The 18,033-nt window shown below is 61.9% G+C and carries 15 protein-coding genes and 1 pseudogene; 10 read left to right on the top strand and 6 right to left on the bottom strand.

Annotation, left to right across the window (positions count from 1 at the left end; all coding sequences use genetic code 11):
* Window positions 1–280: 280 nt before the first annotated feature.
* The 6 genes and pseudogenes from cobA to ACN0WV_RS10300 all read left to right on the top strand — a co-directional run.
* Window positions 281–1,039: pseudogene (gene cobA, locus ACN0WV_RS10325) on the top strand (uroporphyrinogen-III C-methyltransferase); the annotation flags it as partial.
* 1 nt (window position 1,040) lies between these two features.
* Window positions 1,041–1,340 carry a DUF2849 domain-containing protein gene (locus ACN0WV_RS10320; RefSeq protein ID WP_084353770.1) on the top strand — a complete coding sequence of 100 codons (300 nt, stop codon included), beginning with the start codon at window positions 1,041–1,043 and terminating at the stop codon, window positions 1,338–1,340.
* Window positions 1,341–1,419: 79 nt separating this feature from the next.
* Window positions 1,420–3,093: a nitrite/sulfite reductase gene (locus ACN0WV_RS10315; RefSeq protein ID WP_417605534.1), complete on the top strand. Its 1,674-nt coding sequence runs from the start codon at window positions 1,420–1,422 to the stop codon at window positions 3,091–3,093.
* Window positions 3,083–3,865, top strand: a complete 783-nt coding sequence (locus tag ACN0WV_RS10310) for a phosphoadenylyl-sulfate reductase (RefSeq protein ID WP_417605532.1) — start codon at window positions 3,083–3,085, stop codon at window positions 3,863–3,865. The genes ACN0WV_RS10315 and ACN0WV_RS10310 overlap by 11 nt, the downstream gene beginning before the upstream one ends.
* On the top strand, window positions 3,862–4,269 hold the full coding sequence (locus tag ACN0WV_RS10305; protein ID WP_084353773.1) for a DUF934 domain-containing protein: 408 nt from the start codon (window positions 3,862–3,864) through the stop codon (window positions 4,267–4,269). Before ACN0WV_RS10310 ends, ACN0WV_RS10305 begins: the two co-directional genes overlap by 4 nt.
* A gap of 116 nt (window positions 4,270–4,385) precedes the next feature.
* A complete protein-coding gene (locus ACN0WV_RS10300; RefSeq protein WP_417605531.1) occupies window positions 4,386–5,237 on the top strand; it encodes a ferredoxin--NADP reductase in 852 nt (283 codons plus the stop codon).
* A gap of 221 nt (window positions 5,238–5,458) precedes the next feature.
* Here ACN0WV_RS10300 and ACN0WV_RS10295 read toward each other — a convergent pair whose 3' ends face one another.
* Entirely contained in the window at window positions 5,459–6,340 is an 882-nt protein-coding gene (locus tag ACN0WV_RS10295) for a hypothetical protein (protein ID WP_417605529.1), read from the bottom strand.
* Between the two features lie 250 nt (window positions 6,341–6,590).
* On the opposite strand from ACN0WV_RS10295, the gene infC reads away from it, so the two are divergent.
* Window positions 6,591–7,085: a translation initiation factor IF-3 gene (gene infC / locus ACN0WV_RS10290; RefSeq protein WP_235866644.1), complete on the top strand. Its 495-nt coding sequence runs from the start codon at window positions 6,591–6,593 to the stop codon at window positions 7,083–7,085.
* Window positions 7,086–7,191: 106 nt separating this feature from the next.
* On the opposite strand, the gene ACN0WV_RS10285 is transcribed toward infC, so the two are convergent.
* The 5 genes from ACN0WV_RS10285 to ACN0WV_RS10265 form a co-directional block, all read right to left on the bottom strand.
* Complete coding sequence (locus ACN0WV_RS10285; RefSeq protein ID WP_417605528.1) at window positions 7,192–8,181, bottom strand: molybdopterin-binding protein; 990 nt, start codon at window positions 8,179–8,181, stop codon at window positions 7,192–7,194.
* Entirely contained in the window at window positions 8,178–9,149 is a 972-nt protein-coding gene (locus ACN0WV_RS10280; protein ID WP_417605526.1) for an XdhC family protein, read from the bottom strand. The genes ACN0WV_RS10285 and ACN0WV_RS10280 overlap by 4 nt, the downstream gene beginning before the upstream one ends.
* A 149-nt stretch (window positions 9,150–9,298) precedes the next feature.
* Entirely contained in the window at window positions 9,299–11,395 is a 2,097-nt protein-coding gene (locus ACN0WV_RS10275; RefSeq protein WP_417605525.1) for an OmpA family protein, read from the bottom strand.
* A gap of 106 nt (window positions 11,396–11,501) precedes the next feature.
* A complete protein-coding gene (locus ACN0WV_RS10270) occupies window positions 11,502–12,761 on the bottom strand; it encodes a vWA domain-containing protein (RefSeq protein WP_417605523.1) in 1,260 nt (419 codons plus the stop codon).
* Window positions 12,762–12,866: 105 nt separating this feature from the next.
* Complete coding sequence (locus tag ACN0WV_RS10265; protein WP_417605521.1) at window positions 12,867–13,775, bottom strand: AAA family ATPase; 909 nt, start codon at window positions 13,773–13,775, stop codon at window positions 12,867–12,869.
* Between the two features lie 230 nt (window positions 13,776–14,005).
* On the opposite strand from ACN0WV_RS10265, the gene ACN0WV_RS10260 reads away from it, so the two are divergent.
* From ACN0WV_RS10260 to ACN0WV_RS10250, 3 genes are read left to right on the top strand one after another with little or no spacing between them, the layout of a single operon-like run.
* Window positions 14,006–15,037 (top strand): glycosyltransferase family 2 protein, encoded by a 1,032-nt coding sequence (locus tag ACN0WV_RS10260; protein WP_417605519.1) that lies wholly within the window; start codon window positions 14,006–14,008, stop codon window positions 15,035–15,037.
* Window positions 15,034–15,672: a sulfotransferase family protein gene (locus ACN0WV_RS10255; protein WP_417605517.1), complete on the top strand. Its 639-nt coding sequence runs from the start codon at window positions 15,034–15,036 to the stop codon at window positions 15,670–15,672. The genes ACN0WV_RS10260 and ACN0WV_RS10255 overlap by 4 nt, the downstream gene beginning before the upstream one ends.
* Complete coding sequence (locus tag ACN0WV_RS10250; RefSeq protein ID WP_417605515.1) at window positions 15,672–18,032, top strand: glycosyltransferase family 2 protein; 2,361 nt, start codon at window positions 15,672–15,674, stop codon at window positions 18,030–18,032. The genes ACN0WV_RS10255 and ACN0WV_RS10250 overlap by 1 nt, the downstream gene beginning before the upstream one ends.
* The last annotated feature ends 1 nt before the right edge of the window (window position 18,033 follow it).

Below are 18,033 nucleotides of genomic sequence, written 5' to 3'. Positions count from 1 at the left end.
TTGGGCCAGGTGTCTAGGCAAAATCGGGAAAATTTTCCTATATAGGGGGCAAGAAACGTACCCGAACGAGGACTGCGCCATGATGCATCTTTCGACTATTCCAAACCGCGCAAGCCTTCCGCTGGTGCAGCGCGCCTTGTCGCGCCTCGCCACTGCCCTGCGAAAGGTGGCGGACACGCTCGCGGCAGAAAGTGCTCAGTCGGCGCGCATTGAATCTAAAGACCGCCTTGGGACCTCGCAAGCTGAAGGCTCTGTAACTGACCTGACAGCCATCCTCGATACGCGCCTCGGTCATGTGGCCTTTGTGGGGGCCGGCCCCGGCGATCCCGACCTGCTGACGCTCGAGGCCCGCCGCGCGCTGGATGAGGCAGAGGTCGTGATCCACGACCGCCTGATCAGCCCGGCGATCCTTGCGCTTGTGAATCCCTCCGCGCGGCTGGTCGATGCGGGCAAGGAAGGCTTTGGCCCGTCGATGACACAGGAAGACATCAATGCGCTGATCGTTGCGCATAGCCGGACGGGTGCGCGCGTCGTGCGCCTGAAATCCGGCGATGCCACGGTGTTCGGGCGTCTTGACGAAGAGATCGACGCTTGCGATGCCGCAGATGTCAGCTGGCACATCGTGCCCGGTATCACTGCGGCCTCTGCTGCTGTGGCCTCTATCGGGCAAAGTCTGACAAAGCGCGGCCGCAACAGCTCCGTCCGTTTTCTGACCGGCCATGACACAAAGGGCTTTGCCGATCACGACTGGCGGGCACTGGCACAGCCGGGCGAGGTTGCCGCCATCTATATGGGCAAGAAATCGGCCCGTTTCATCCAGGGTCGTCTGATCATGCACGGCGCGGATCCGGCAACTCCCGTGACCGTGGTCGAGAACGCCAGCCGCCACGATCAGCGCGTTCTGTCCTCGACCCTCGCCACCCTGCCCGCCGATCTTGCAGGTGGCGGCATGACCGGTCCGGCCCTTACCTTTTATGGCTTGGCACCTCGTGCCGCGGCCGAAGCGCAAAACGACATTCCCCAACAGGAGCTTGCCTGACATGCCCCGCATCTACACCCCAAAGGTCGTCACAGCCAACGCATTGATCGAAGGCGACGTCATTTACCTGACCGCCAATGACAGCTGGACCCGCGATCTTTCGTCAGCCGAGATCCTGACCGACGAAGCACATGCGCAATTGCGCCTGCTGGAGGCCGACAGCCGCCAGGACGAGGCGGTGGGCGCGTATCTTGCGGATGTCAAACCCGGCAAGACCGGACCGGAGCCCACCCATTTCCGTGAGGATTTCAGGCGCACCGGCCCCTCCAACTATTTCCACGGCAAGCAGGCACAGCGCTGAACGCGAACAGGCCTGAGAACAGGCTTTTCCGGATCTTCTGAACGAAGGTTTGACGGCGCTCACCCGAAAGGATGACACCATGTATCAATATTCCGATTTCGACGCCGCATTTGTGGCGTCCCGCAACAGCCAGTTCCGTCAGCAGGTCGAGCGCCGCATCGACGGCAGCCTGACCGAGGATGAATTCCGCCCGCTGCGCCTGATGAACGGGCTGTATCTGCAATTGCACGCCTACATGCTGCGCGTGGCGATCCCCTATGGCACGCTCAGTAGCACACAGCTGCGACAGTTGGCATATGTGGCGCAGAAATGGGATCGTGGCTACGGCCACTTCACCACGCGCCAGAACATGCAGTTCAACTGGCCAAAGCTGTCGGACGTGCCCGATATTCTGGACGCGCTGGCCAAAGTGCAGTTGCATGCGATCCAGACCTCCGGCAACACTATCCGCAACGTGACTGCGGACCATTTTGCAGGTGCCGCGGCCGACGAGATCGCCGATCCCCGCCCCGTGGCAGAGCTGATCCGGCAATGGTCCACCGACCATCCGGAATTCCAGTTCCTGCCCCGCAAGTTCAAGATCGCCATCACCGGATCCCCGAATGATCGCGCCGTCACCAAAGCGCATGACATCGGTCTTCGCATGGTCGAGCAGAACGGCGAGCCGGGCTTTGAGGTGATCGTGGGGGGTGGTCTCGGCCGCACGCCGATGATCGGCAAGGTGGTGCGTGATTTTCTGCCCCGCGCCGATCTGCTGCCCTATCTGGAGGCGATCGTCAGCGTCTGGAACCTGCTGGGCCGCCGCGACAACAAGTTCAAGTCGCGCATCAAGATCACCGTGCACGAGCATGGCATCGACGACATTCGCGCCCGGGTCGAAGAGCGTTTCGAGACGCTGAAACCCGCTTTCAACGGCGTTGATCAGGACATCCTCGCCGGTATCGAGGCACAATTCGCGCCGCCCGAATTTCGTGTGGGCCCAACCGATCTCTATGACGCCGCCTATGCGAATGACCCGGTGTTCCGTAGCTGGGCCGACACGAACCTCGCCGCGCACAGGGCCGAAGGCTACGCCATCGTGCAGGTCAGCCTGAAAAAGCAGGGCGAAACACCGGGCGATGCCAGCACCGAACAGATGCGGCTTCTGGCTGATCTGGCAGAGCGCTACGGCCATGACGAATTGCGTATCAGCCATGAGCAGAACGTGATCCTGCCGCATGTCCACAAATCCGACCTGCCCGCGATTCATGCCGAATTGAAAGCGCAGCGGCTGGCGACCGCCAATATCGGGTTGATCTCGGACATCATCGCCTGCCCCGGCATGGATTACTGCACGCTGGCCACGGCGCGTTCCATCCCGATCGCGCAAGAGATCGCGACACGCTTTGACGAATTGAAGCTGGAGCATGACATCGGCGCGCTCAAGATCAAGATCTCGGGCTGCATCAACGCCTGCGGGCATCATCATGTCGGCCATATCGGCATTCTGGGCCTCGACCGTGCAGGCGTAGAAAACTACCAGATCACGCTGGGCGGAGACCACACGGAAACCGCGGCCTTGGGCGACCGCACGGGCCGTGGCTTTGCCGCCGACGAGGTTATTCCGGCCATCGAACGTCTGATCCATGCCTATCTCGACCTGCGCGACGACCGGTCCGAAACCTTCCTTGACGCCTATCGCCGCCTTGGTGCCGATCCGTTCAAGGCCGCGCTTTACCCCGAGAAACAGGAAAGCCGGGCAAATGCCGCGTGATACACCCGTTCACGCGGGCGCGCACGCCCCCGAGCGGGAATCGCTGACGGATCTGCGCGCCCGCGTCGCTGAACTGAACATGCGCTACCGGCATCACGGGGCGACAACTGTTCTGCGCGCGGCGCTGGATGACCCGTTGGCGGGCGACCTTGCGCTGGTGTCCAGCTTTGGTGCGGAATCGGTGGTGCTGCTGCATTTGCTTGCGGTGACGGACCGCAGCACGCCCGTGTTGTTCATTGACACGCAGTTGCTGTTTGCCGAGACGCTGGTCTATCAGCAAGAGCTGAGCGAGCGGTTGGGTCTGACCGATGTGCGCATCATTCGCGCCAGCGACGAAGATCTGGCGCAGCGCGACCCTTATGGCGCATTGCGGTTCAGCGATACGGATGCCTGCTGCGATCTGCGCAAGACCGTGCCACTGAACCGCGCGCTGTCCGGATTTGACGGTTGGATCACCGGACGCAAGCGGTTCCAGTCCGGCACCCGCGCGGCGATGGATTTCTTCGAGGCCGAGGAAGACACGGGCCGGGTCAAGGTCAATCCGCTGGCGCATTGGGCACCTGACGACGTGCGCGCCTATATGGAAGAAAACCGCCTGCCCCGGCACCCGCTGGTGGCGCAGGGCTACCCGTCTATCGGCTGCGCCCCCTGCACCAGCAAGGTGGCACCGGGCGAAGATCCGCGCGCCGGACGGTGGCGCGGACAGCACAAGACAGAATGTGGCATCCACCTGGTCGATGGCCGGATGGTGCAAAAAGGAGAGACAGCATGAGCGTGATCGTCACTGATACAGGTTTTGCCAAAGACGACTGGACCTGCGGCTATACAGAGATGGCCGATGCCGCCAATGACGTGGTGGCGCTGGACCTGCCCAGCGATGCCGACATCGACAGCGCGGTGGACAAGCTGGCAACGCTGCGCATGATACGCATCGACTTTCCCAGCTTTGCCGACGGGCGCGGCTTTACATTGGCGCGTCTGTTGCGGCTTCGCGGCTACAAGGGCCGTCTGCGCGCCCGTGGTCATGTGATCGCCGATCAGTATACGATGGCCCGCCGCTCGGGTTTTGACGAGATCGAGATCAGCGATGATCTGGCCACCCGCCAACCCGCCAGCCAATGGCAGTTCCGGGCCGGCTGGACGCAGAACGATTATCAGTCGCGGCTGCGTGGATAGCAGCCCGTCGCACCGCGTTTCGGCAACACGGACGTTTGAGACCATTCGCCGCCGTTGCTCTGACATGCATCAACGCTTAATAGGAGATACCGGTTGATCGACCGGACAGGAAACACATGACCGAGTTGAAGCCCGTGAACCAAACCAGCGCCGTCAAGGCCACCCCGACCCTTCCCGACGCCCAGACCGTCACAGACGTGAAACACTGGACCGACCGTCTGTTCTCGTTCCGCGTGACGCGTCCTGCATCGCTGCGGTTCCGTTCGGGCGAGTTCGTGATGATCGGCCTGATGAACGACCCGGACCCCAGGACCGGCAAGCAGAAACCGTTGCTGCGCGCCTATTCCATCGCCTCGCCCGCCTGGGATGAAGAGTTGGAGTTCTATTCGATCAAGGTGCAGGACGGCCCGTTGACTTCGCGTCTGCAACATATCAAGCCCGGCGATCAGATCATCCTGCGGCCCAAGCCCGTCGGCACGCTGGTGCATGACGCGCTGCTGCCCGGCAAACGCCTTTGGTTCTTTGCCACCGGTACCGGCCTTGCCCCTTTCGCGTCCCTTATCCGCGAACCGCAGACCTATGAGGATTACGACCAGATCATCCTGACCCACACCTGCCGCGACGTGGCAGAGCTGGAATACGGCCGCAAACTGGTTGAAGACGTGCGCAACGACGCATTGCTGGCTGAACTGATGGGCGAAGGCTTTGCCGACAAGCTGGTCTACTATCCGACCACCACCCGCGAACAAAGCCCCAGAATGGGCCGCGTGACCGACCTGCTGAAGGATGGCACGCTGTTCCGCGATCTCGGGATCGAGGGCATGTCGGCCAAGGATGACCGCGCGATGGTCTGCGGGTCAATCGGGTTGAACAAGGATCTCAAAGACATCCTTGAAAGCTTCGGCCTGCGCGAAGGTGCCAATTCCGATCCTGCCGAGTATGTGGTTGAAAAGGCGTTTGTCGGCTAGAACGGCAAGCTCTTTTGTGTAGCGTGACGCGTGAATAGCGCGCTTTTTCAGCCACAGGCGTCAGGCCAAGGACATCGAATCCAAGCAACGCCCGCAGGACAGCCCGTCTTGCGGGTGTTTTCATGTTTTTCGCAGCGGTGAGCGGTGCCAGACAGCCCTGCAAGCAAACGGGCCGCGCGTTTCCATTCGCACGGCCCGTCATGGGATCTGTTCAGATTGACTTAGAGGTTCAGCGCTTCACGCAGTTTTGCCAACATATCCTTGAGCATGGCAGGATCGTCCTTCACCTGCCCCAGGCCAGTTTTCAGCGCACCTTTCTCAAGCGCCCCCAGGTCAGAGTCGTCGAGCATCTGGAGCACTTTGTCGTAGTCGAAGCCATCCACGGTCAACAGCTCTTCGGCTGCCTCGGGGTCGGCGACCTCGGCAGAGGATGTCGCATCGGACGCGCCTTGCGTGGTTTCTTCAACCGCTTCGCCAACATTGTCCGCCGCAGCGGTTGCCGTGTCGGCGACTGACGCCGCAGCATCGTCAACGGCCTCTCCGGCAGCTGTGGTCGCATCGCTGGCCGCGTCCATCGCTTCGCCAACGGCAGACTCGACAACGTCTGCTGCGTCCTCAGCGACACCGGCGGCAGCTTCGCCCGCGCCCTCAGCCATGGCGGCGGCATCATTCACGGCCTCCCCAACAGCATCGGCGGCACCTGAAGCGGCTTCTCCGGCAGCAGCGGCAACATTTTCGGCAGCCTCGGCGGCCTCTTCTGCGGTTCCGCCAGCGGCTTCGACGGCGTCACTTGCCAGTTCGCCCGCATTCTCGACGGCGCTGCCTACCGCGGCAGCCGCCCCATCGACAGCATCGGCCACTTCTTCAGCGGCGGTTTCTGCGCCTTCGGTGATCGCATCAGCGCCCTCGTCAACGGCTGCTTCAATCGCGTCGCCGGTTTCTTCGGCCGCTTCGCCAACTTCTGCATCCAGCGGTTCGGGTGCCGCGACGGTTTCTGTCTGCTCGGCAATCTCGGCCTGCTCCGGCTGCTGTGTGCCGTTGAACCAAAGGTATCCGGCGACGACAATGACAGCGGCCACCACGACCCAAATCAAGTTTCTCATGGCAAAATCTCTCCTGGTTCCTCTGACCCCTGCTTGCCGGGGTCCGATTTCTCGTGCAGGTGTCCCCCACAGCCATGTAGTTCGCAAGGGGTAAATCCCCAACTTTAACCCTAAAACCCCTGATTTGCCGCTTGAATACGCAAGGCGCCAAGTTTACCTTGCGCATTCGAGCACGCAACCTACCGAAAGGACAACGACCATAGCCCGCAGACCTCATAATGCGCCACCGACACGCGAAACCGGACCCAAGGTGAACGAACGGATTCGCGCCCCTGAAATCCGCCTGATCGGTGCCGAAGGCGAAAATGTCGGCGTGGTAACCCCCGCCCGCGCAATGGAAATGGCAGCCGATGTCGGTCTTGATCTTGTCGAGATTTCGCCGAATGCCAATCCGCCCGTATGCAAGATCATGGATTTCGGCAAGTTCAAATATGAACAGCAGAAACGCGAATCCGAGGCACGCAAGAAACAGAAGACGATCGATGTGAAGGAGGTGAAATTCCGCCCCAACACCGATACGCATGACTATGACGTCAAGATGCGCAACGTGTTCCGGTTTCTGGAAGGTGGCGACAAGGTGAAGGTGACTCTGCGTTTCCGGGGCCGTGAAATGGCGCACCAGAATCTTGGTCGCGGACTGCTGGAGCGGATTGCCGAGGACGCCAAGGAAGTCGGCAAGGTCGAAAACATGCCCAAGATGGAAGGTCGTCAGATGATCATGATGATCGGCCCGCTTACCAAATAAATCCGGGTTTTCCCTGATTTTCCGACAGGCGGCCCTTCGGGGCCGCTTTTTCGTTTTACGGATTGTTTCTCCGCACGAGGAACCTGTCGCAGGATCGGCGTTCGGCTCAGCCCTCGCGCGGGCGTGGGCGTGTGGGAATTTCCATCAGCAAGCCGCCAACGCCCATGCCCGCGATATCGGCGGGGGTGACAGGGATGCCACAGAGGATACGCTCCATCACCCAATCCGCTCCGTTCAATGCGGGCGAACGGGCGCAGCCGGGCAACCCGATGACAGGGCGCTGATCAAGCGAGCCGTAAAACAACAGATTCCCCGGATCAACGGGCATTCCGAAATGGCTGACCGTGCCGCCTGCCCGCCGCACGGCTTCGGGTGCGATGTCATACATGTCCGAGGTCGCAGAGCCGGTCAGAATGAAGATAACCTCAGCATCGGTCGCGTCCAGTTGCGCCGTCAATGCGTCAATGTCATGCGCACAGTCACGACTGTCGGCAAGCTCGACACCAAGCCGGTCAAGCCGGGTGCGCAGCGCCTTTTCGCCCTTCGCGCCGCTGAGTTTTCCCAGGCCGGTTTGAATCAGCGCCGCCGTCTTTTCGACAGGGACGTGCACGCGCAGCGCATCGCGGCCGACGGCACAGGCCTCGTCCACTGCCGATTGCGGCACCGCATAGGAGATGATCTTGACCGTTGCGATCATTGTTCCGTCCACGACCCGTTTCCATTCGGGAAGGGTGGCAACCGTTATCATCGGGTGGATCGCGTTCGCAGCGTTGATACGCGCGGCGTCCACCTCCAGCACGCCCGCGCCAAGCGCGTGCAGATTGACACGCCCCGTGGCCGCCGGTCCCAAGCGCAGTCCGGCCCCTGCCGGGTCCGGTGCAAGGGCGGCGGCAATCTGCGCGGCGGCCTCGTCTTCGGGCAGATCGCCGGGTTCCAATCGCGCCACCGTGACCTCTTGCAGCCCGGCGTCCTTCAGCGCGGCAAGGTCGTCGGCATCCAGCAGCTTTCCCTTGCGCAGCCGACCGTCAGGCAAGGCGATCGAGTGCGCCAGCACCGTGCCCGCCGCCTGATCCAGAGAAACGGGACCGAATTTCATGCGCCTCTCCTCAACACGCGGGTCATCTGCGCAAGCGTCGCCACAGCAATCTCGGCCGGCCCTGCCGCGCCGATATCCAGACCTATGGGTCCGTGGATGCGCGCGATTTTTTCTGCGCTGAACCCGGCCGCCTCCAGCCGCGCCACGCGCTTGGCATGGGTCCGGGTCGAACCCAACGCACCTATATAGAAGCAATTGCCGCGCAGTCCTTGCTCGATCGCAGGATCGTCCAGCTTTGGATCATGCGTCAACAGCACCAGCGCCGTGCGGGCATCCAGACCCAATGCCTGCACCGCCTCGTCAGGCCAGTCATGCATCAGCGTGGTCTCGGGAAAGCGGGACTGTGAGGCAAACGTTTCTCTTGGGTCGATCACCACCGGATCATAACCCGCCAGACGCGCCATCGGCACCAAGGCTTGCGCAATATGCACCGCCCCCACGACGATCAGCCGCAGAGGTGGGTTGTGAACGCCAATGAAAACGCGCGGTGCAGTGTCGTCAAAGCCAGAGCGATCCATCCGCAGACGCTCGTCATGGCCGGTTGCCATCAACGACCGGCTGCCGGTTTCAAGATCGGCCACATAGCAGATCGCGCGTCGGTCGGCGCGCGCTTGCGCCAGTTCTGCCAGCAAGGCTTCGCTCAGCGCCCCGCCGACCGGTTCCACCAGCACGCGGATGGTGCCACCACAGGCCAGCCCCACCGCAAAGGCATCATCATCGCTGACGCCGAATTCCAGTTCTCGCGGGGTGCCATCCTCCAGCGCCTCCAGCGCCTCGACGACCACGGCCCCCTCTACACAACCGCCCGAGACAGAGCCTGCGATCTCTCCCTTGCCGCTGATCGCCAGTTGCGCCCCGGTGCGGCGGGGCGCGCTGCCCCATGTCTCGATCACCGTGGCCAGCGCCGCCCGGTCGCCCGCGCGGTGCCAGGCAAGCGCCTGTTCGGGAATGTTGTCGAAACGGTCCATGATCCGCCCTCCATCGTTGCCCCGTTCTAACACGCTGAAACGGGGTGTCGCCTCCCCTTCCTTGGTCGCGGGGATAAAACGCAAATACCGCCCCATGCGCGTGGCACGGGGCGGCATTGTCAAGACTGTGCCTTCGAGGCGAAGCTCCCTTAGTTGCTGGCCAGAAGCGGCGTGATCCGGCGGACGGCGGCACGCCTGTTGGCCCGTTCGGCAGCGGCCGTGCGGATTACCAGGTCGGATTCGCCGTAACCCTGCACCACCATATTCTCGGGCGGCACGTCGAAATATTCTGTCAGCGCCAGCGCCACGGTTTCCGCGCGCCTGTCTGACAGGGCGAGGTTGTAATTCGCCGCACCGGTCGCATCCGTATGCCCTTCGATCAGAAACACCTCACGCGGGTTCTTCTCGATCATGTCGCGCATCGCGTTGCCAAGTGCTGCCAACTCCTCGGCCTCATCGGGGCGGATCACCGCCGAATTGGTCTCAAAGTTGATGGTGTTCACCGTGATCTCGGGCACCAAGTCGCGCACCGCGTCGATATTGCGGATCTGCGCCAGCGAAAATGTCCGGTTCACGCCCTCGTTCTGGGCCTGGGCAAGCGCGCGGGCCAGATCATCGGCCTGCACCTCTCCGGCATTGAATGTGCGACGTTCCGTGACTTGCGGCAACTCGCTGATTTGGACCTGCTCGCTTTGTTGCGTATCATCGAACAACACCACTTCGGTTCCGTCCTGAAGCGTCCGGGTCCGGCGCAGCACACGCCCGTCAGCGGCACGGACGGTTTCCACCGTCGCGCCATTTTCGCGCGTGACGACATTGCGGGTTGAGCCGTCGGAATAGCGATAGGTTTTCACATCCGACCCCGGACGGCGCAGCAGGGCATCGTCATTCTTGATGATGCGATACTGGCCTTGATCCTCGACCACCAACCGGTCGCCAGAGTTGCTGACGACCTTTTCACCGTCACCCAGCAAACTGCCGATCGCCACAGCACCCAGCCCAAGAAGTGCTGCACGCTCGAAGTTGCTCAGCCCCGAATCGTCGTCATCATCCTCGTCGCGCGCCTCTTCATCACCCGCTACGTCGGTTTCAAACTCTTCGGAAGAACTGCGGGCGGTTTCCTCGGTCACGGTCTCTTCGGTGACTTCGGCTTCGCCATCATCCTGCCCGGCAGCGGCGGCCATCGACTCGGTTCCTTGCGCCAGATCTTCGGCCAAGGCGTCGGCCTGTTGCTGGCTGTCCATCGGTTCAGGATCTTCGGCTTGCGCGGCCTGCTCTTCAGCCGCCTGTTCTTCCGTGACCTGGTCTTCCGCCGGCTGCTCTTCAGTGGCCGTCTGATCGGCAGATGCTGCATCGGAGGTGTCTGCATCCGTCGCGGCATCATCCGTCACAGCTGCCGCATCACCGGCGGGTTGTTCATCCGAGTTACCGTCGGTGCCGCCATCCTCGTCGGCCGGGGCTTCTGTCTGTTCATTGGTCGCCGCCTGACCGGCAGCTTCCTGATCAGCCAGAGCCTTGGCCAGATCGTCCGCCTGACTTGCCTCGTCTCCGGCAGGCTGCGTCTCGGCCGCCTGCGCCTGACCTGCGGCCTCTGCTTCGGCAGTCGCCGCGTCTGAAGTCGGATCCTGCGCGGCATTTTCGGCGTCTGACGGCACGTCTTGCGCTGGTGCATCTGGAGTTGGCTCGGCACCCTCGGCGGATGTCTCACCCTCGCTCTCCACCGGCGTCACAGCCTCTGCTGTCGGCTCGGCATCTGCCGTTTCCTCTGCCTCGGGAGACGGGGCTGCCTCGGCGTCGGCTTGCGGTTCTGCGTCGGTCTCGGCCTGCGCTTGCGACTCTGCCTCGTCGGGCGCCTCAGCCTGTGCCTGCTCGGTCTGCGCCTGATCGGCTGCGGCACCGTCTTCGGCTGATGCCGAAGCCGCGTCGCCGTCTGCAAATAGCTGCGCATCCACGTCAGCGCCCAGTTGCTGCGCGGTCACTTCGCGCGCAGCGGCGTCAAACTCGGCAAACTGTTCGCCGATCTGTTGCGCAACAGAGCCGTCTTCGTAGGCCACACAAAACGGATCTTCAGTCGCGCCCTGTCCGGCCCGCGCCGCTTCCTCCAGTCGGCAACGAATAATTTCTTGCGTGATGTCAGAGGAAGACATCGACGCAAGATCTGGCGTTTGCGCGAGAATCGGAGCGGGTGTTGCAAGGCTGGCCACGACTGCCAGCGCCGTCGTCGATCTGAAAATCCCATGTCTCATATGCGTGTCCTTTCAACTGTTGCCCGGTGAAGGCGTCATGGGACAATGCAGAAACAGGCGATAGGGTTGCATGAAGGTCCGACCGCACCAGCAGAAATCCGCCGGGTCAGCCTTCGAGAAGCGCCATCAGGCGGGCTTTCTCGCCAACATCATCGGTGCGCGAAATCGCGTTGGCCAAGTCTTCCAGCGACTGAATGGAATGGCCCGCGCGGAAGCTGTCGACGTGCGGCAACATGGCCCGAATGCCGGTTGCCTTGGGCGCGAAGCCATCCCAACGCAACAAGGGGTTGAGCCAGATCAGACGGCGGGATGACAGGTGCAGCCGCTCCATCTCGCGTTCCAGCGCGCCGGCATCGTCACGGTCCAGCCCGTCAGTGATCAGCAGGACAACTGCGCCCTGCCCCATCACCCGGCGCGACCAGTCGCGGTTGAAAGCGTGCAGACTGGCACCGATCCGTGTGCCACCTTCCCAGTCCTGCGCCTCGGCTCCTGCGGCTTTCAGCGCCTGATCCACATCGCGGGTGGCCAGATGGCGGGTGATGTTGGTCAGCCGCGTGCCGAACGTGAAGGCGTGGACCTTTGCCCAGCCCGCGCCTTTCTCATTCGCCACTGCATGCAGAAAATGCAGAACCATGCGGGAATATTGCGACATGGAGCCGGAAATATCGCACAGCACCACAAGGTTGGGCCAGCGCGGACGAGGTTTCGTGTGCGCCAGGCTGCGGATCTCGCCACCGTTGCGCATTGCCGCGCGAATGGTGCGCCGCCAGTCGGTGTGCTTGCCATGCAATGACGCCATCCCGCGGCGCGAGGCGATCGGCTTCACCGGCAGTTTCAGCCGCGCCAGCATGCGCTTGGCCTCTGCAACCTCGGCGGTGGACATCTGTTCGAAATCGAGCGTGCGCAGCTTTTCCTCGGCGGACATGGTCTGCGAGGCGTCGATCTCGATCTGCGTTTCCTCTTTCTCGGAGTCTGGCTTTTCGGGCGCGTCGGGTTGTTTGCCGTCCAGCAGCGCCTCTGCCGCGCGTTTCTCGGCAGATTGGGCAAGCTTTTCCTCTTGCACGCCGCGCACGGCAGGCAGCATCATCGACATCATGTGTTCGAGGTAACGCGGATCGCGCCAATACAGCCGGAAGATCTGGGCAAAGACGATGCGATGTTCGGGCCGGTTCACGAAACAGGCATGCAGCGTCCAGTAAAAGTCGCGTTTGTTGGTAAAGCCCGCAGCCTCTACTGCGCGAACAGCATCAATCACCCGGCCGGGTCCGACCGGCAGCCCGGCACGGCGCAATGCGCGGGCAAAATGGGTGATGTTATTGCCAAGCCGCGGGTTGTCGGGAATGTCCAGCGGAAGATATTCAGGCATCTGCCCGGAACCTGCGATCCGCCTGCGGTAATGGTGTGCAGCGGGGGGCTGTCTGCCCCCCGCACCCCCCGAGAGTATTTTTGCCAAGAAGAAGACAGGCGTGGCTCATGCAGGATCCAGCGTGGCTTTGGCCTCGTCCAGAAGACGCTTGGCTTCGGAGCCTTGCAGTTTCTGGATGTCGTCCTGGTATTTCAGGATCGCGCCCAGCGTGTCGCTGATGACCTCTGGGGAAAGGTCGATCACATCCAGCGCCAACAGGCATTTCGCCCAGTCGATGGTTTCCGCCACGCCGGGTTTCTTGAACAGATCCTCGGTGCGCAGGCGCTGGACGAAAGCTACGATCTCGCGGCTGAGGGTTTCGGCAGCTTCGGGGGCGCGGGCATGCAGAATCTCGATCTCGCGGTCGAAAGTCGGGTAGTCGACCCAGTGGTAGAGACAGCGGCGTTTGAGCGCGTCATGCACCTCGCGCGTGCGATTGGAGGTCAGGATGACGATGGGCGGTTCGGGTGCCTTGATGGTGCCGATCTCGGGGATGGTCACCTGAAAGTCGGACAGCGCTTCCAGCAGAAAAGCCTCGAACGGTTCATCGGTGCGGTCCAGTTCGTCGATCAATAGCACAGGTGCACCGTTTTCATCGGGGCGCATGGCTTGCAACAATGGGCGTTCGATCAGGAAATCCGGCCCGAAGAGTTCACGGGTCAGAACATCCTTGTCGGCGTTGCCTTGCGCCTCGGCGCTGCGGATGGCAATCATCTGCGCGGGAAAGTTCCATTCATAGACAGCAGAGGAGGCGTCCAGCCCCTCGTAGCATTGCAGCCGGATCAGGCGGCGGCCAAGTGAGGCGGCGATCGCCTTGGCAACCTCTGTCTTGCCGACACCTGCCTCGCCCTCCAGAAACAGTGGCCGACCCAGGCGCAGCGACAGAAACACTACCGTGGCGAGCGCCCGCCCACAGACATAGCCTTGCCTGGCCAGCATTTCCTGCACGGCATCGATTGTATCTGGCTGAGACATTCACGGTCCTCCTGCCCCCTTGGGTGCAATGGCACGCCGCCGGGGTCAATAGCGCCAAGGTCGCAGACGGGCGGGCCAACCTATTGCCGACATGGCTGAAACAGGCAGGTTTCTTGACCGCCCCCCGCCAAGCTGCAATGTTTCGCTGAATCAAATCATGCTACGGAAGGTGAAATCTTCGGGCAAGGCGACGGGCAGATCATGGACATATTGCGGGTGGGAATGCGGACATGCGCATAACTGCCGTCACATGCGTCAAGAATGAGGGGCCGTTCCTGTTGGAATGGATCGTCTTCAACCGTCTGCTGGGCGTCACGGATTTCCTGTTCTATTCCAATGATTGCAGCGACGGGTCAGATGCGCTGCTGGACGCTTTGGCGGCGCGCGGCATCGTGCGGCACTTGCCCAATCCCGCCAAGGGGCGGAACTATCAGATGGAGGCGCTGAAAGACGCCACGCGGCAGGATGTGGTGTCCGACGCGGATTGGACCTGGATCGCGGATGTGGATGAGTTCCTGAACATCCATGCGGGCAACCATACGATCCCCGCGCTGATCGAGGCCAGCGGCGATCCGCAGGCGATTTCGACAACCTTCCAGTTTTTCGCCAATGGCGGGGTCGAAGGATACGTTGACCGCCCGGTGATCGCGCAGTTTTCCCAGTGCCACAATCCGGATCTATGGTGCGGGGACTCTGCCATTGAGGTCAAGACGTTGGTGCGGAGGGATTTTCCGCTGCAATATTACGGCGCGCATCGGCCGTTCTTTCGCAACGATCTGGCCGAGGAAAAGCGGCCGCATTGGACGGATGGATCGGGACGTGCCGTGCCGCACAAGTTTCTTGTCGCGGCCAATCCGCGCCGCATTCGCAAATTCCCGGCGGCAGGCGCGCGGGTGCACGCAACACTCAATCACTATGCCTTGCGTTCGCTGGACAGCTATCTGGTTAAGAATGACCGGGGCGATGTGAACCGCGACAACCGCAATTTCGACGACACCTATTGGCGAGAGCGCAATGACAGCGCATGGGAGGACCGCTCGATCCTGCGCTATCTGCCGGATCTGGACGCGGCTTTGGCCGAGATGAAAGCCGACCCGGAAATCGGCGCGTTGCATGACGCGGCGGTGCGCCTGCATATCGAGAAACGCGATGCCCTGATGGAACAAGAGGCCTATCGGAAAATGCATGAGCAGTTGCGGCTGGCCCCGACGATTCCGCCCGAGGAACTGGCCTTGATGCGCGCGTTGGGGATTACGGCATGAGTCGTTTGCGCGTCATCAACCTTGGTCTGCCGAAATCCGGCACGACGACGCTGGCCACCGCATTGCGCGCCGCCGGCCTAATCGTCGCCGACCATCGCATCCGCCGCAGCCAGACAGACGATCCGCATCTGGCAGGGACATTTGTCGGGCGCCAGCTTTACGAGGGGCTTTTCCGGTCCGGCGACCCGCTGGAGTTTCTGGGCGATTTCGACGCGCTGACAGAGATCAGTGTCATCACCCCCACACTGTCCCTGTGGCCGCAGACCGATTGGGGCGTCATCGACGCGATCCGCCAGCGTCATCCCGATGTGCGCTTCGTGTGTTCGCGACGCGACGCGCGCACCTTGTCCGGCTCGATGCTGCGATGGGCCGATCTGGGCATGTCGCGCTTGCCGGGTGGCGCCATCCCCGGCCTGCCGTCGGGCTTCGGGGAAACCACGTTGCAACGTGTCACCTGGATCGAGGGGCATTACGCGCATATGCGACAGCTCTTCCGGGGCGCGCGCGATTTTCTGGAATATCATGTCGAGGATACTGACGCGCCCGCGCAAATCGGGGCATTTCTGGGCATCGACCTGCCATGGTGGGGCAAGGCCAATGTCAACGCATCACTGCCGTCACCGGGCGCAGTATAATGCGCATTCACCTGCATATCGGGCTGGATGCGGCAGCGACTGGGCGTCTGCAAAAGATTCTCGATGCAAAGCGCAACCAACTGACCGAAAAAGGCATTCGCTACGCCCGAACCCCCGGTGCGCACAATCATACGCGATTGTTCATGGCGGTGACCGATCCTGAAAATATCGACAGTCTTCGGTTCAACCGCGGCTATGGGGCCGCCGAAAAACAGGCGCAATTGCGCGAACAGGTGGCCGAAGGGCTGCGCCGCGAGGTGGATCAGCACACCCCGGAGGTGTTGATTCTGTCGGCGCATCAACTCGGGACCGCCTTGGTGTCACGCTCGGAACTGGAACGCCTGCGCGCGATGCTTGCGCCGCTGTCTGATGACATCCGCATTGTCGCCCATGTCGAAGAGCAGTCCCGCATGCTGGCGCGGCGCTATGCCCAACAGGTCTGGGACGGTCGCAGACGGTCTCTCGCCATTGAGATCGGCCTGACGGGCTTCGCCGACTGGTGGCAGGCAGCCTTGGACGATGCGCCTGCGTCAAACCCGCAGGCAAGCCTATTCGCCGACGCACAGGCTGCGCCGTTCTGGCTGGACTATGCCCGGCTGGTGCAGGAATGGGATGCGGTCTTTGGCAAAGGCGCGACATCTTTGCGTGCGCTGGATGCCGCTGTGGTCGGGTCTGACAAGTTGCTGGACGAGGTCGCGCAGACGTTTGCCATCAGGAAGGCCTTTGGCAAATATGAGGCGCAACCCCTGCCAGCAGAACCCGCTGCGGCATGGCTGACACGCGGCCGCCAGTTCAACGACGTCTTGCTGAGGTATCTTGACCACGAAAATGCGATTCTTCCGCGCCAGACCTGGCGACGCCTGTTGGGAGAGCTAAAGGTCGAAGGCTCGCCCATTGCGCCGGGCAGTCTGGCAATCGTGTCCAACCGGTTCGCCGCTGCCAATGCTGAGCTTCTGAAGCGCCACCCAGCCTTGACCCCACAGTCGATGACGCCTGACGCCGCTGCACCAGCCTGGCGAGAAGCCGATCCACAGTTCGGCTTTCGTGCGACGCAATATCTTCTGGCCTTCCGTCCCCGGATTCGTCAGGCCGCGAAGCAGGAAATGCAGGACCGCGCCGCCGATCTGGCCGCCCTGAACGGCGAGGCGCCTGCCCAGGATGAATCGCTTGATGGGCTGACTGACGTCGCTCAGGCCATCATGCCGCCGCTCGCCCGTCAGAACTTTGCCAAGCTGCAAGGGTCGTACCTCGCGCCGCATAACCGTCTGGGCCTTGTGAACGAGGAAGATCTGGCCGCCGCTTATACGCCAGCGCCCCCGCGCGACCTGCCCCAAGGAACAAGCGGCAATGTCATCGTCGGGTGCATGAAGAACGAGGCACCCTATATCGTCGAATGGATCGCCTATCACCGCGCCATCGGTGTCGACAATTTCCTGATCTATACCAATGGGTGCGAGGACGGGACGGCGAAAATTCTAGACCGTCTGCAAGACATGGGCGTGGTCCAGCACCGCAACAACGATGGCTGGAGGGGCAAGTCCCCGCAGCAATACGCGCTCAATCAGGCGCTGAAGGAACCACTGATCCGCAAGGCCGACTGGATCATCCATATCGACGTCGACGAGTTTATGAACGTGCGCTGCGACAATGGCACCTTGCAGGACTTTCTGGCGCGCGTTCCGGATGTCACCAACGTGGCCATGACGTGGCGGCTGTTCGGTCACAACGGCATTCAACGGCTGGAAGATCGGTTTGTGATCGACCAGTTTGACGGATGCGCGCCGAAATATTGCCCCAAACCGCACACCGTCTGGGGCTTCAAGACAATGTTCCGCAATATCGGGGCCTATGCCAAAATCTCTTGCCACAGGCCGAACAAGCTGGACGAGGCGTTTCGCGAAAAGGTGCGATGGGTCAACGGTTCCGGTGCCGACATGACCGACGAAGTTGTCCAGAACGGCTGGCGCAACTCGCGCAAATCCATCGGCTACGATCTGCTGCAACTGAACCATTACGCGCTGCGGTCGGCAGAGAGTTTCCTGATCAAGCGGCAACGCGGCCGCGCCCTGCATGTCAACCGGTCAATCGGGCTGAACTACTGGATCCGGATGGACTGGTCGGACTTCACTGACGTGACCATCAAGCGCAACATACCCCGTATGCAACTGGAATATGACCGGCTGATGGAGGATGACAGATTGCGCGCCTTGCACAAAAACGGGCTGGGCTGGCACCGTGCCAAGGCCGACGAGTTGCACGCGAACCCCGAATTTGCAGAGCTTTACCGCAAGGCGCTGGCCATGCGATTGACAGAAACGGAACGTGTCGCCTATGCGCTGGCACTCGATATGGAGAGCTGAC

This window comes from Primorskyibacter flagellatus (assembly GCF_048268605.1).
GTDB lineage: Bacteria > Pseudomonadota > Alphaproteobacteria > Rhodobacterales > Rhodobacteraceae > Primorskyibacter > Primorskyibacter flagellatus.
Note: the sequence above shows the minus strand (reverse complement) of the source record. Positions and strands in the feature narration are given on the sequence as shown.

Bases quoted from the DNA above. Each gene is read 5' to 3' on its own strand.
- ACN0WV_RS10255 (WP_417605517.1), top strand. From the start codon at position 15,034: ATGAGTCGTTTGCGCGTCATCAACCTTGGTCTGCCGAAATCCGGCACG.
- ACN0WV_RS10270 (WP_417605523.1), bottom strand. From the start codon at position 12,761: ATGCCTGAATATCTTCCGCTGGACATTCCCGACAACCCGCGGCTTGGC.
- ACN0WV_RS10320 (WP_084353770.1), top strand. From the start codon at position 1,041: ATGCCCCGCATCTACACCCCAAAGGTCGTCACAGCCAACGCATTGATC.
- ACN0WV_RS10305 (WP_084353773.1), top strand. From the start codon at position 3,862: ATGAGCGTGATCGTCACTGATACAGGTTTTGCCAAAGACGACTGGACC.
- ACN0WV_RS10250 (WP_417605515.1), top strand. From the start codon at position 15,672: ATGCGCATTCACCTGCATATCGGGCTGGATGCGGCAGCGACTGGGCGT.
- ACN0WV_RS10300 (WP_417605531.1), top strand. From the start codon at position 4,386: ATGACCGAGTTGAAGCCCGTGAACCAAACCAGCGCCGTCAAGGCCACC.
- ACN0WV_RS10280 (WP_417605526.1), bottom strand. From the start codon at position 9,149: ATGGACCGTTTCGACAACATTCCCGAACAGGCGCTTGCCTGGCACCGC.
- ACN0WV_RS10275 (WP_417605525.1), bottom strand. From the start codon at position 11,395: ATGAGACATGGGATTTTCAGATCGACGACGGCGCTGGCAGTCGTGGCC.
- ACN0WV_RS10265 (WP_417605521.1), bottom strand. From the start codon at position 13,775: ATGTCTCAGCCAGATACAATCGATGCCGTGCAGGAAATGCTGGCCAGG.
- ACN0WV_RS10315 (WP_417605534.1), top strand. From the start codon at position 1,420: ATGTATCAATATTCCGATTTCGACGCCGCATTTGTGGCGTCCCGCAAC.
- ACN0WV_RS10295 (WP_417605529.1), bottom strand. From the start codon at position 6,340: ATGAGAAACTTGATTTGGGTCGTGGTGGCCGCTGTCATTGTCGTCGCC.
- ACN0WV_RS10310 (WP_417605532.1), top strand. From the start codon at position 3,083: ATGCCGCGTGATACACCCGTTCACGCGGGCGCGCACGCCCCCGAGCGG.
- ACN0WV_RS10285 (WP_417605528.1), bottom strand. From the start codon at position 8,181: ATGAAATTCGGTCCCGTTTCTCTGGATCAGGCGGCGGGCACGGTGCTG.
- ACN0WV_RS10260 (WP_417605519.1), top strand. From the start codon at position 14,006: ATGCGCATAACTGCCGTCACATGCGTCAAGAATGAGGGGCCGTTCCTG.